We start from the raw sequence: 12798 nt of genomic DNA on the forward strand, positions 1-12798 counted from the left end.
GATACTAAGTACTATGTTGTCCGTGCAAGATTTCTGGTTCGAGTCAACACTCTTCAAAGTCCGCCCTGGAGAAGACCAAGAGACCAACCCGGGTGTTTACGGCGAGGCACTCGCCCAGTGGGTGGCAGCAAAGTTCAGCGAGCTGGGTTATGAAGAGGTCGATGCCATCGCGGAAGACTTTGGTTGGGCCGTGGTAATCCAGGGCGATGTCTTCAAGTCAGGTTCCTGCTGGATCCGATGTGTCGGCGCTCCAGAGGATGACACTCACACTCTATGGAACGTGAGTGTTGAGATGGATAAGCCGATGCCATCCCTCAAGTTCTGGGAGCGGGGTCCCAAGATAGCTGCTCTGGAGCTTGTTGCCGCAAAGGTGAATCAGCAACTGGAACAGATTCTGAACTCAGAGCCTGGTATCAAGCTGACCGAACCTCCTTACGATGAAGACTAGTTGCTCGGCTCCATCTAGCTCAATCACCTAAGAATTCCGCACACGTGTAACTGTTCATACGCGCCCCATCACGTTCTCTAGATTTTTTGAACGAAAATCACCTGATAAAACGTCGTAAACGTGAAATTGGGGCGAAGAAGATGACTTGTCATCCAAAGAGAACCCTGATATAGTAAACGTGTGCATGTTTTGGCATGATGCATTGAGGGGAGAGGAAGCAAATTGAGAGTTACCATCCGAGATGTCGCGCAGCGACTGAATGTGTCACACGCCACGGTATCCCGCGCACTCAACCGGCCTAACGATCCGATGATCTCGGAGGGCACTCGTAAGCGCGTGATGGAGACTGCTGTTGAGATGGGCTATCGTCCCAACCCGGCGGCCCGCGCTCTTGTTACGGGCAAGACGAATATGATCTCTCTTTGGCTGTGGTCAGAGAGTTTGGCGGATTCGTATCAGGCCAGTGTTGCGCATCATACCCATGCCGTTTTGCAGAACGAACCTTACGAACTGATCATTAACATGGTCGGCAATAAGACCGTGGAGCTTGCCGAGAGCCATAAGATCTCTCCCCTCGGCGTCGATGGCATCATTGCCCATGAAGCCGGTCCTGCGGTGACGGCTTTCTTTGGCGATCGACCTTCGGTGTTTGTCCCGGTGGTGTGTACGGGAACTTACAATGGCGTTCCTGGTGTGGACCATGTCGGGGTTGATCTTGCTGATGGCTCACACGAAGCGATTGCACACCTCTTGAAGCCAGGTCGGAAGAGGGTTGCGTACTTGACGCAAGACCTTGTCGTAGACGACCCTCGGTACCTTGCTTACGCCGCCCTCATGGGGGAGGCTGGGTTGACTACTGAGTTTATTCGCACGGGTTTTGGGCGATCGAATGCTCGGCAAACCATCGCGGAGTACGTGCGGGAGCATGGCTGTCCTGAAGCGATTTTCTGTCATAACGACGATCTTGCAATTGGGACTTATCGAGGGCTTTGCGATTTAGGGGTTCGGGTTCCGGATGATGTTGCCATTGTGGGTTGTGATGGTATTGAGGACACGGAGTACCTGGAGTGCCCGATCAGCACGATTGTTCAGCCGTTGGAGCAGATGTTCCGGATGGCTTGGGAGTGTTTGCAGCGACGGATTAACGATCCGCTCACTCCGGTTCAGGAGACCTGGTTCCGGCCGAAGCTGGTGATTCGAGAGTCATCGAAGGGTTGACCGATTTTCATTTGATATTAAATCGTTTTAGACCTAACAATTAGCGGAACCTATGCGAGAATGGTTTCATGCTAGCCCTAGCTTTCTGCGTCATGCTCCAGGTTCCTAAAATTGAGGCCATTGTTCCGCAAGAGAAAGAGTTCTTTGATAAGAAGACGAACTACCACGGGATTCCCATTAAATCGAATCGCGTAGTTTCAGACAAAGCGCTTATCGAAGCTTGGCATCGCATGGACATGATGTTGAAACACATGCCAAATGCGATTACCAACTTGGTCCAGGCCGGTGCGGAATTGGACATCATTGGGAAGGACCAGGTCACTTCGGACCTTCCTGAGTTTCGCAACTTGAAAGGAAAGCCTTTCCAGGGCAAGCCGACGGAGAAAGTCACGACCATCGACGAGCGAACTCGTGGGATGGGGGGATTGGCGTTTTCCTGTGGCGAAGAGAACCTTCTGAAGCTGCCTAAGGATCGGTACTTTGGGCGAGATATCTGTGTGCACGAGTTTGCTCACACCCTCCAGAACTACGGTCTTTCTGAGGACATTCAAGAGAAGATCATCGCCCAGTTCAAGGCCTCGACTGGCAAAGGGTTGTGGAAGGGTGGCTACTCTTCGAGCGACAAGGACGAGTTCTTTGCTGAGCTGACCATGTGGTACTTCGGCGGCCACGGAGACACCCCCAAGAATTCGGACATCCCTGCTCCAGGCCGCGAGAACTTCAAGAAGTACGACCCCGAGGCGTTCAAGTTGCTGGATGCGATCTATTCCGGTCGGATGAAGGTGTCGCTTCGCAAGAAGGACTGATCGTTCATGTGCATACTTGGTAACGATATATGAACACTCTTCGGTTTGGTTCTGCTGCTGCTTCGTTGATGCTGGTGCTGGCCAGCGGGTCGGCTTGTGCTCAGACGGATCTTGCCACGAGTTTACGTAAGCTTCCTGGCGTCAAAGATGTCAAGGCGATGTCCGGCAAGGCGTCGTTCGACATCAGCTTTGAACAGCCGGTCGATCACAAGCGCCCTCACGGAGCGAAGTTCATCCAGCATGTGTTCTTGGCTCACGCAGACTTCGCGCATCCGGTGCTTTTGGAGACAGAAGGATATTCGGCTTCTGGGCCTAGGGCTGGGGAGTTGAAGCACATGTTGGGAGATCCCAATGTGGTGGTGGTGGAGCACCGTTATTTTGGGCGGTCGGTTCCAAAGCCGGTTCGTTGGGAGCATCTGACTGTGAAGAATGCCGCCGATGACATGCACGCCATTGTTTCGGCTTTTAAGAAGTTGTACTCGGGCAAGTGGGTGGCTACTGGGGCGAGTAAGGGCGGGCAGACTTCCTTGTTCTTTAAGTGTTACTACCCAAACGATGTGAACGCGACGGTGGCCTATGTGGCACCTATAAACATCGGGCAAGAGGATCCTCGTATCAACCAGTTTCTAGAGACCGTGGGGACTGCGGAGGATCGGAAACGGGTTCGGGAGTTTCAGATTGCGATGTTCAAGCGGCGGGCTGAGGTTTTGCCGCTGTTGAAGGAAGACCCGAAGAACTACTCCATGGGGTTGGAAAAGGCTTACGAGTATGGGATTTTGGAGTATCCATATGCGTTTTGGCAGTATGGGACGCCTCCGAGTAGTATTCCTGGCCCGGACGCTCCTGCTGCGGAGTTAGCGGCTCAGTTTAAGCGTGTGGGGTCGATGGCTTATTACGGGGATGCATTGAAGAAGCGGTTTGAGCCGTTTATGTATCAGGCGTTTACGGAGATTGGCTACTACAACTACGACATCACCGACTTCAAACCATATTTGAAGGCGAATCCTTCGCCCAGCAATTTGGATCTATGTCCAGACGGGACGCAGGACAAGATCGTTTACAACCCTCAGACGTTATCGTTTGTGTTCCACTATCTGCAGTACAAGGCAAACAACGTGGTGTTTATCTACGGCGAGACCGATGCTTGGTCGGCGACTCAGATGCAGTTGTTGGGGCGGACGAACGCGATCAAGATCGTGGCGAAGGGTGCGTACCACAACGCGAGCGTTCGGTTGTTCTCGCCCGACGAGAAAGAGTTGTTCTATTCGACCATGGACAAGTGGTTGGGAATGAAGTTGATTCGGGACTGAAATCGATTAGGTTCATGAACGACGGGGCACAAATTGTTAAGCTTGCACCCTCACCCAAACCCTTCTTCCCTGATTATAGGAAGTCATGGGAAGAAGGGAGTTCCTAAGCTAGGAGGGGCGCGTCGTGTTACTGCTTTGTAATACGCACGCCTCATAGCCCATGGAACTTAAATAGCTACGATGTCCAAGAGTTCTTGGTCAGCGTCGACCAGCTTCTTGAGAGCTTCTCGGGCTCGGCTTAGTCGGCTTTTGACGGTGCCGATTGGGCAGCCGATTTTATTTGCTATCTCAGCGCAGCTTAGTTCGTCGTCGTGATACATGAGAAGAAGATCACGGTGGGGTTCTGGGAGCTGGGCAAGGACTTTGCGCACGGAACCTGAATGCAGATTTTGCAACGAGTTTTCCAGGGGAGTTTGTGCGGGATCGGTTGGCTCTGGAAACTCGACTGCAAGGTGTCCATTCATGTCGCAGTCGGTGGCATCGAGGCTCGCCACCACGATCGGACGTCGTCTCTTCCTTTGATCGAGAAAACACCGGTGAACGATGCGGCAGAGCCATGTCGAGAAGGAGCTGTTTTGTTGGAATCGCCCTATAGCTTTAAACGCTTTGAGTGAGGCTTCGGAGGCGATATCTGACGCGTCTTCCACATGTCTTGTCATATGGAGTGCGTAATCGTATGCCTTCTTTTGATGGAGTGAGAGTAGTTGATCGAACGCATACCGGTCTCCTTCTTGGCACCTTTCTATCAACATTGTTTCATTGTGAATCACTTTTAGCCTCCTAATAATCTATCTTATCGAGATATATTAGTAACGCATTCCTGGCATTAGAACGTTATACATGAATTGAGTATACATGTATAAACAACACAAGAATTGTTTATGTATGTTGTTTCCTGTTACTAATCAACGCCTTAGTGTATGAATACTGTTAGATCGATTTATCTAATGAGACAAATCTATCTAGTTATCGTCTGGAGGGTAGCTGTCGTTGTTAAACGTAAGCCACAGCGACGAGGTTAACATGAGAGAAAGTATCTATGCAGTATTCGGCGATGTAGAGGATGCCCAGAGAGCGCTAGGCGCACTCTTGGATCACGGGGCTAAGAGTGAGGATATTAGCCTGGTGATTAAGGAGCCTTATGTGGCTCACTTCAACGAGACCGAGCCCAGGGCCGAGAACGTTCGTAGTTCGGCTCTGCATGGGATCAGCACAACCACACCGGAGGACGCAGGAGTTGGTGCGACTAAAGGGGCAGAAATTGGGCTAGGGCTTGGTGCGATTGCCGCTCTTGCAGCCCTCATGGTCCCAGGAATTGGGCTCGTTGTGGGCGGCGGTGCGCTCGGGATTGCACTGATGGGCACCGCTGCTACGACGGCGGGCGGAGCGGTGGTTGGTGGAGTTACTGGCTACTTAAAAGATCAGGGAGTTCACGATGAGGAAGTTGCAGAATACGTTGAATCGTTTGAGAGCGGCGCTGCAGTTCTGACCATCACAGTCCCTTCTGGAAATTTGAGTGCCACGGAAGCTCGAAGTGTGATTGAGAAATACAAAGCACATCACCGTCCATTGCCAGGAACTATGGCTCCATCGGACGTTGTGCCACCTAAGCACACTGTTCTTTGAAGCGAGATGGTTGGCCCAAGGAGAGGACTTCTAACTCCTTGGGTCATTCACCACTTCTAAGTGACCTTAACAGTGGTGAAAGGTGTCAAGTTGGGCACATAATGTTCAAGAGTTTCGGCTTAGAGTTGCATCCCTTCTATCAGGGAGATTTTGTAAGAGGATCACCAGATTCAATGCTCATACTGTTAGAAAATAACATGAGCTTGTAACTATGGAATCGAGCAACTCGTCGATAGAGCGAAGCGTGTAAGGACTAGACAACATGAAGAATGGGGTTGATTGGAGGCTATGGCAGCTACCCCGCTGGTTGCAATACGCAAGTTCAATAGTGGTGACAGGCATATTTATTGCTATACGATTCCACTACCATGAGTTTCTTGGTGACCGCGGCTCCTTAGCCTTTTTCACATTGCCCGTTGCGTTTGCTGCATTCATGGGTGGCTTTGGCCCTGGAATTGTAGCCACCACGATGAGCATCGTTCTCGGTGTGTATTTCTTTGTAAAGCCTTATCACACCTGGACGATTAATGACACACCCACTCTCATTGCCGTGACTGCCTTTGCTACGAATTGGACTTTCCTTTGTATCATTTGCCAGCTATTGCGAAACGCAGCCTTCAGCTATCGGCAAACGGCGATTGAGCGGGACGAGGAGCGGGCTAAGTCGGTTAACATCATTGAAAGTATCAGTGACGGCTTCCTTACGGTGGATAACGACTGGAAGGTGACGCACGCAAATCGAGCTCTCGGGGATATTTTTGAACTTGGTTCCGAGGAGTTGGTTTCCAGAAACCTCTGGGACATTCTGCCTGTGTATGTGCTTGTGGTTCGAGACAGTGTGACCGCCTGCAAGAATAAGTCAGAGACTCTCGCTATTGATCTCCCGCAGCCGTCCACTTCCGGCAAATGGCTTCACTTGCGTGGCTTTCCTGACCGCCACGGACTAACACTTTATATTCAGGACGTTACGGAACGAAAGGAACGAGATGTGCGAATGGCACGCATTTTGGCAGACGAGCGACGCGCACGCAGTGACGCAGAAAGAGCGAGCCGATTGCGAGACGAATTCGTTGCGACGCTCTCTCATGAACTGCGTACTCCTCTGACATCCATCTTGGGCTGGTCTGAACTACTCCAAGTTCGGAAGCTGTCCGATGAGAGGTTAACCGAAGGTCTTGCTGCAATCGAACGCAGTACGCGATTGCAATCTCGGCTAATCGAGGAACTTCTCGACATGAGCCGGATGAGCAGCGGCAAGGTTCGGCTCGACATGCAAGTCCTGTTGCTTTCCGAAGTAATCGACGAATCAGTAGCTGTGTGTTCAGCTGCCGCCCTGAATAAGTCGATTCAACTCGATTTGGACCTGTGTCAAGAAGATTTGGTTGTGCGTGCCGACCCTGGAAGACTCCAGCAGGTCATCACGAACGTTCTTTTGAACGCCGTTAAATTCACTCCTCGGGGTGGGCGCGTATGCGTAAAGCTCAGAAAGAACGACACAAACGCAGTGATTCAGGTTGAGGATAACGGTGAGGGGATTCCTCCATCGTTCATGCCCTTTGTTTTCGATCGCTTCAGGCAGGCAGACGCCTCCATTACGCGTTCTCAGGGTGGACTCGGGCTTGGCCTATCGATTGCGAAGAAGCTCATTGAGCTACACGGCGGCAGCATTCGAGCTGACAGCCCTGGAATTGGGCTAGGAAGCATCTTCACGATCATCTTGCCACTGTCTCCAACGAAATCGACAAACGGTACAGCTGCTCTTGCACAGGACAAACAGGCTCCTCTCGTCGGCATACGTGTTCTGGTTGTCGATGATGATGAGGACACGCGCAGCCTTATCTCCGTGATGCTGACGGAGAGTGGAGCGGACGTATGGGCATCATCCTCCGGCGAAAATGCTATCCCTTCACTGAAGGAGTTTGAGCCAGATGTCTTGGTGAGCGACATTGGGATGCCTGGCTTTGATGGTTATCAGTTGATCGGAGCGGTTCGAGCGTTACCGGCAGAAGATGGCGGGCAGGTACCCGCAGTTGCACTTACTGCCTTTGCCCGTGAAGAGGACAAGGAACGGTCTCTAAGCGCAGGCTATCAGGCGCATCTCTGCAAGCCCGTGGACCTTGCGGTGCTCGTGGATGTAATTTGGAAACTTGCCACTCAAACAAAGAAGAGCGTCGACGACCCGATGGTTGTCGACGCTACCAACATTCCACTAAAGTAGCTTAACGGATTGATCTCTTGTTGGAATCTTGATTCCGGGGGTCAGCTCGGACATCTTGGCGAGCGCCATCTGGAAGGCGAGCGTTGACTCTGCTCCACAGTTTAGGTTCACACCGGTTGCATGAAGTCCGTCTCGGCATGCCCCTGTCTGAATGTCTGCAATGACCAGCTCCAGGTCGTTGGCCCCGAGGAACCAGTTCATTGCTTTGCTGGCGGCATCGATCCACGCGAAGTCATTGGTGGCTTTGAAGGCTTCGCAGCAAGCATCGATCATTGCCGCTGCTTCAAGCGGTTGCTGATCGAACTGGCTGCGTTGTTCGTACCGCTTGTAGAAGGCGCTTGACCCGATGGGTGAGAAGTGCTCTTTCTCGTTGGTTTGAATTTCTACGAGCCACTCAAGCGACTCGAGGCCGATATTGGTGATCTCCTCCGAGTCTAAAATACGTCCTGCGCAAAGGAGAGCTTGCGAGACGCGGGCGTTGTCGTAAGCGACGATGTTTTCGAGCCACTTCCAATCGGGAGAGTAGGTTGAAAGGTACAAGCCGACCAGTTTTGTTGAGAGTTTGGCCACCATGTTGCGCACGTTTGCGTCGCAAGGATTTGCGGCAAGGTACTCCGTGCATCCGAGGATGGCGAAGGACCAGGCGCGTGGGCTAGTGAAACCTTCAACCGCTTCCAGGCCGCCTCTGAAAACTTCGGAGGCAAGCGCTCTCGCTCCCTGTGTTTTGCCTTTGGAGGCGGCGACTCCGACAGACCAGAGAGCTCTGCCGTGACTGTCCTCTGAACCCGCGTCTTCAAGCCAGAGGCGCTCGTAAGACATGAAATTGCGGAACCGACCCTCTTTGAGTGAGTGGTGGACAAAAGAGAGATAGCGCGAAGAGAGATCGTTGACGAGTGGTTCCGACGGAAGCCAGCAGGTGAGAATGAGCGCCCGTGCATTGTCGTCCACGCAGTAGCCTTCAAAGCGGTTGGGGAACTCGTAGACTGCGTGCTGGAGGATCCCTGTGTCGTCCGTCATGGTGATCACGTGATCCAAATTCGTGGATGGCAAGGGTTCTCGCTTCTCCACGACTTTGGAAAGGCTAGCAAAACCAATCAGGCGTTTAAGCCCACCGTCGTGTGCGTGGCTGAACAGGTTTACATATCTCTGTCCGACCGCTGACCACTCTGAACCTTTGGATCGCTGCCTCGCGGCTTCGGACACCTGAGCCATCTTTTGAGGATCGCCAAGAAGTCCATTGACCGCCTCGGCGATTGCACCGGCATCACGTGTAGGAACCAAGACTCCACATCCGTTGTCTAGGAGTTCTTCGGCGTGCCAATAGTTGGTGGAAACCACGGGTTTGCCACATCCAACCGCATAGGCGAGCGTGCCTGAGGTGATTTGCTCCCGTTTGAGGTAAGGAGTTACATAGATGTCACAAGAGACGAGAAACTCTTGGAGTTCTTTTAGGCTTACATAGCGGTCGATGAACCTCACATGGTTTTGCAGACCGAGGTTAGCTGCCTGAGTTTGAAGCTGTGCTCGATAGGCCTCGCCATGTTTTGCTTTTACATGAGGGTGAGTAGCACCTACAACTAGGTAGAGAACCTCTGGGTTCTTTTCAATGATGCTGGGGAGGGCTTGAAGGGCATATTCGAGCCCCTTATCGGGTGAAATCAGCCCAAATGTAAGAAGCACTTGTCTTCCCACCAGATCGAGATCTGTTCGCAATTCTGTTCTGCGTTCGTATGGGAATTCAGGGACGCCGTGAGGGATCACTTGAATTCTTGAGGCTTCGACTGTATGCACGTTGAGAAGAATCTCTTTTGCTCGGCGTGTCATCACGACAATCGTTTCCGAGAGCTGGATAATCCGATCCATGACTCGCTTTTGCTCAGGGGTTGGATCGGACAGGATCGTGTGGAGGGTCGTCACAACGGGAGGTTTGACTTCACTGAGAAAGTCTAGGACGTAGCTTCCTGCTTCTCCGCCAAAGATTCCGTACTCATGTTGTACGCAAACTGCGTGATAGCCTTTTGAATTGACAAACTTCGCGGCTGCGATGTAGGAATATGGGTCTTCCTGGTCGATTTCAAAGACGACCTCTTCGGGGTAGAGATAGGTGGCTCCATCATTGATGGCAATGATTTGGGCATTCATTCCTCTTCCGCGCACTGCTTCGGCGACGTCTGCCGTAAAAGTGGCGATCCCGCACTGACGCGGGGTGTGGTTTCCCAAGAAACATATCGATTTCTTACTTGTTGGACTCATGACCAACAACCTCCTCTGGACGATCTGATCGTCTGGCATTCATGCCTGATGCGTCTCGGACGATGTGTCCAGGAACAAGGGCTCAAGTAGGGTCCCCAAGTTAGTTTCGTGCTCAAACTCGCGATTTCGGCTTCAAGATGAGCGAGAGTATGAAGAGTACGATGAAGACGAGAAACAGGATCTGTGCGATCCCTGCAGATGCACCTGCGATTCCAGCAAATCCTAGAACTCCGGCGATGAGTGCAATGACGAAAAATACAGCTGCCCAGTAAAGCATGTGTCTATCTCCTTTGGTGGTGGCGGCTTTGATATGGGTAGGTATGTCCCCTATCTCCAAAGCACAGTGACTGCTTCTACTTCTTCTGCTGTGGAGCATCTGAAGCGACTTCGACGTCGGTCATTGTGTCCACTATCTCGGAGCTTCCATTTGCGCTCTTCGATGATAAGGTCGAGCCTGGCAACCTAATTGATCAGTGCCTCCTACCGTGCTTTGCTTGTTACGGGGAGAGTTCCTTTTGACTCCGCGAAACCACTCGCTCAGCACTACAGTTTTCAGTTCAGTCTCGACCTCTGTGTTAGCAGAAGATTCAAAGGTATAGACGACGGGCTACCGTTAGAATACCGTTACTCGGCCCAGAGCGCCCATTAGAAAGTCATAAACTAACGTTTTATACGACTTTTCACACTAGAACTGCATTATTTTGGCAAGGCTCGAACCGCTCCAGTCGAAATTCCGCCGTCCACTAACAGGGTTTGACCGGTGATGTAGGCGCTGGCATCCGAAGCGAGGAAAACCACGGCCCCTCGGAGGTCACTGGGTTGCCCTGGGCGTTTAAGCGGGATTCTATCCGAGAGGTAGCTGACCCACTCTTCGTTCTCGTACATGACGGCATTTTGGGCGGTTTTGAACCAGCCAGGGGCGAGGCAGTTTACGGTGATACCGTGAATGCCCCAGTCGTCGGCGAGACTCATGGTGAGCTGCTTCACCCCACCTCTGCTGGCTCCGTAAGGACCGAGTCCGGCGTAGCCCGCGACGGCAGTGACCGAGCCGATGTTGATGATTCGGCCGTAGCCTCTGGGGACCATGTGCTTGGCAACTGCTTGAGCGACGAAGAAGGTGCCCCGGAGGTTGGTATCTAGGATGAGATTCCAGTCGTCCCAGGTGACATCAAGGGCAGGCTTGCGGACATTGCAGCCTGCGTTATTGACCAGGATATCGATCTTGCCCATGGTCTCAATGGCCGAGGAGACCATGGTTTGGATGGAGTCGTGGTCGCGCACATCACAGGCGAGTGGGAGACACTTCCTACCCATGGCTTCGATTTCCTTTTGGAATTCGAGCAGCGAGTTGACAGATCTACCTGTGATGATGAGATCTGCACCCGCATCCGCTAAGGCTCTGGCGAAGATCTGGCCAAGGCCGCGGCTACAGCCTGTTACTATGGCGACTTTGTTGGTGAGATCGAATTCGTTTACGGACATACCATTACCTTCATGAGACCGGGTTCTTTGCTGTGGAGTCGTTGGAAATACTCGGCGGCTTCTTCTAGCGGGATGCTTTTGGAGATCATCGGGTCCACATTGACCGCACCGGATGCGATGAGGTGTAGGCTTTCCTCGTAATCACCTTGAGATGCACAACAGCCGTAGAGAGAGAGTTCGCGGGTGACAGCAACTTGCAGAGGGATCTGTACGTTGGGTGCAAGGTTGCCGACTAGAGCGACACTGCCTCCTTTGCGCACCGTTCTGATTGACATATCTACCGTGGGTGTAATGCCGACCGCTTCGATGGCAACGTCTAGATCCAGGCCCGCTGAGTCAGCGCATGTTTTGTCGGCTCCGAGTTTTAACGCGAGCTCAAGTTTATCTTTGTCTAAATCGACAGCGGTTACCTCTTTGGCCCCTTTGGCTTTGAGGACCTGCACCACAAGAAGCCCGATCATGCCGGATCCGATGACTGCTGCGGTTTGTCCGGGTTTGAAGCCGCTTCTTGTAACCCCGTGGAGTGCAACGGAGACTGGCTCGACCATTGCTGCGCGCTCATAGGTGAGGTTATCGGGCAGCCGATACAAGACCCTGGCTGGGACGGCAACGTATTCAGCAAAGGCTCCGTTCCGGCGGTAGTCGCCGCAGGAGACTCCGAGCACTTGGCGGTTGTCGCATAGATTGACTTCGCCTCTGAGGCAGAACGGGCACTCGCCACAGTAGATGGTGGAGTCGAACGTGACTCGGTCACCCACTGTCCAGGTGGTGGCTTTGCTGCCAACTGCTACGATATCGCCAGAAGCTTCGTGGCCCATGACGATTGGGGGGATTCGGCGTCCTGTGCTGCCATCCATGCCGTGGACATCGCTCCCACAGATGCCGCAGGCTTTGACCTGAATGAGTACCTCATCATCGGCGATGGTGGGTATGGGAAGATCGACCAGTTCAAAGTGGTTGTATTCGACAAGCTGCAGTGCTCTCACTCCTGCAATCATGGTCTAAAGTTGGGGTTGGGTGATAGGGGGTGGGCTTGATCTCCTGTATGAATTAACAGGCGGTGGAGGCCTTTGGGTTGCCGATAATTTTATGAGTAGGGGGTTTCAAATGAGCACTGCTCCAATCGAAGCGATATCAGCGTCTAAGAGTCCGGATTCCAGCACCGATCCTGAGATCATGAAAGTTAAAGCTCAGATCCACGATTGGGAGACTTGCCCTACCACCGACCCGAAGACAAAGGAAGAGAAGATTCGGCCCTTGCAAGTTGAGTTGGACTCACTGAAGTCGAGCATTGAGAATAAGGCCAAGAAAGCAAGTGAACAGACGAAGGCTGAGTGGGCTACCACCACGAGTCTTTACGTTGACGTATCAACATAACATTCCATCTCTTGCATATGCTTAGATAGAATTTCCTAAATGGGTTGCATATATCGCATG

Annotated in this window: 12 protein-coding genes; 7 read left to right on the forward strand and 5 right to left on the reverse strand. The window is 52.3% G+C overall.

Annotated elements, in window-relative coordinates:
• Positions 1-13: 13 nt before the first annotated feature.
• The 4 genes from ACZ51B_RS08970 (at position 14) to ACZ51B_RS08985 (ending at position 3782) form a co-directional block, all read left to right on the forward strand.
• Complete coding sequence (locus ACZ51B_RS08970; RefSeq protein ID WP_464296903.1) at positions 14-448, forward strand: hypothetical protein; 435 nt, start codon at positions 14-16, stop codon at positions 446-448.
• A 222-nt stretch (positions 449-670) separates the two neighbouring features.
• Positions 671-1666 carry a LacI family DNA-binding transcriptional regulator gene (locus tag ACZ51B_RS08975; RefSeq protein WP_464296904.1) on the forward strand — a complete coding sequence of 332 codons (996 nt, stop codon included), beginning with the start codon at positions 671-673 and terminating at the stop codon, positions 1664-1666.
• A 68-nt stretch (positions 1667-1734) separates the two neighbouring features.
• Positions 1735-2472 carry a hypothetical protein gene (locus ACZ51B_RS08980; RefSeq protein ID WP_464296905.1) on the forward strand — a complete coding sequence of 246 codons (738 nt, stop codon included), beginning with the start codon at positions 1735-1737 and terminating at the stop codon, positions 2470-2472.
• A 29-nt stretch (positions 2473-2501) separates the two neighbouring features.
• Positions 2502-3782, forward strand: a complete 1281-nt coding sequence (locus ACZ51B_RS08985; protein WP_464296906.1) for a S28 family serine protease — start codon at positions 2502-2504, stop codon at positions 3780-3782.
• Positions 3783-3949: 167 nt separating this feature from the next.
• On the opposite strand, the gene ACZ51B_RS08990 is transcribed toward ACZ51B_RS08985, so the two are convergent.
• Positions 3950-4534 (reverse strand): RNA polymerase sigma factor, encoded by a 585-nt coding sequence (locus ACZ51B_RS08990; RefSeq protein WP_464296907.1) that lies wholly within the window; start codon positions 4532-4534, stop codon positions 3950-3952.
• A gap of 271 nt (positions 4535-4805) precedes the next feature.
• On the opposite strand from ACZ51B_RS08990, the gene ACZ51B_RS08995 reads away from it, so the two are divergent.
• Positions 4806-5408, forward strand: a complete 603-nt coding sequence (locus ACZ51B_RS08995) for a hypothetical protein (protein WP_464296908.1) — start codon at positions 4806-4808, stop codon at positions 5406-5408.
• A 262-nt stretch (positions 5409-5670) separates the two neighbouring features.
• On the forward strand, positions 5671-7626 hold the full coding sequence (locus tag ACZ51B_RS09000) for a hybrid sensor histidine kinase/response regulator (protein ID WP_464296909.1): 1956 nt from the start codon (positions 5671-5673) through the stop codon (positions 7624-7626).
• Here the strand turns inward: ACZ51B_RS09000 and ACZ51B_RS09005 are convergent.
• From ACZ51B_RS09005 to ACZ51B_RS09020, 4 genes are all read right to left on the reverse strand, one after another.
• On the reverse strand, positions 7618-9918 hold the full coding sequence (locus ACZ51B_RS09005) for a glycosyltransferase family 4 protein (RefSeq protein WP_464296910.1): 2301 nt from the start codon (positions 9916-9918) through the stop codon (positions 7618-7620). The genes ACZ51B_RS09000 and ACZ51B_RS09005 overlap by 9 nt on opposite strands.
• 73 nt (positions 9919-9991) lie before the next feature.
• Positions 9992-10156, reverse strand: coding sequence for a DUF1328 domain-containing protein (locus ACZ51B_RS09010; RefSeq protein ID WP_464296911.1), 165 nt, complete (start codon positions 10154-10156; stop codon positions 9992-9994).
• Positions 10157-10575: 419 nt separating this feature from the next.
• Positions 10576-11361, reverse strand: coding sequence for an SDR family NAD(P)-dependent oxidoreductase (locus ACZ51B_RS09015; RefSeq protein WP_464296912.1), 786 nt, complete (start codon positions 11359-11361; stop codon positions 10576-10578).
• Positions 11352-12359, reverse strand: a complete 1008-nt coding sequence (locus ACZ51B_RS09020) for a galactitol-1-phosphate 5-dehydrogenase (protein ID WP_464296913.1) — start codon at positions 12357-12359, stop codon at positions 11352-11354. Before ACZ51B_RS09020 ends, ACZ51B_RS09015 begins: the two co-directional genes overlap by 10 nt.
• Before the next feature lie 109 nt (positions 12360-12468).
• Between ACZ51B_RS09020 and ACZ51B_RS09025 the strand changes: the two genes are divergently transcribed.
• On the forward strand, positions 12469-12738 hold the full coding sequence (locus ACZ51B_RS09025) for a hypothetical protein (protein ID WP_464296914.1): 270 nt from the start codon (positions 12469-12471) through the stop codon (positions 12736-12738).
• Positions 12739-12798: the final 60 nt, after the last annotated feature.

Source organism: Fimbriimonas sp. LA-C6 (genome assembly GCF_055398105.1).

Excerpts from the sequence above, each read along its gene's own strand:
- ACZ51B_RS08970 (WP_464296903.1), top strand. The coding sequence starts at position 14 with ATGTTGTCCGTGCAAGATTTCTGGTTCGAGTCAACACTCTTCAAAGTC.
- ACZ51B_RS08980 (WP_464296905.1), top strand. The coding sequence starts at position 1,735 with ATGCTAGCCCTAGCTTTCTGCGTCATGCTCCAGGTTCCTAAAATTGAG.
- ACZ51B_RS08985 (WP_464296906.1), top strand. The coding sequence starts at position 2,502 with ATGAACACTCTTCGGTTTGGTTCTGCTGCTGCTTCGTTGATGCTGGTG.
- ACZ51B_RS08990 (WP_464296907.1), bottom strand. The coding sequence starts at position 4,534 with ATGTTGATAGAAAGGTGCCAAGAAGGAGACCGGTATGCGTTCGATCAA.
- ACZ51B_RS08995 (WP_464296908.1), top strand. The coding sequence starts at position 4,806 with ATGAGAGAAAGTATCTATGCAGTATTCGGCGATGTAGAGGATGCCCAG.
- ACZ51B_RS09000 (WP_464296909.1), top strand. The coding sequence starts at position 5,671 with ATGAAGAATGGGGTTGATTGGAGGCTATGGCAGCTACCCCGCTGGTTG.
- ACZ51B_RS09005 (WP_464296910.1), bottom strand. The coding sequence starts at position 9,918 with ATGCCAGACGATCAGATCGTCCAGAGGAGGTTGTTGGTCATGAGTCCA.
- ACZ51B_RS09010 (WP_464296911.1), bottom strand. The coding sequence starts at position 10,156 with ATGCTTTACTGGGCAGCTGTATTTTTCGTCATTGCACTCATCGCCGGA.
- ACZ51B_RS09015 (WP_464296912.1), bottom strand. The coding sequence starts at position 11,361 with ATGTCCGTAAACGAATTCGATCTCACCAACAAAGTCGCCATAGTAACA.
- ACZ51B_RS09020 (WP_464296913.1), bottom strand. The coding sequence starts at position 12,359 with ATGATTGCAGGAGTGAGAGCACTGCAGCTTGTCGAATACAACCACTTT.
- ACZ51B_RS09025 (WP_464296914.1), top strand. The coding sequence starts at position 12,469 with ATGAGCACTGCTCCAATCGAAGCGATATCAGCGTCTAAGAGTCCGGAT.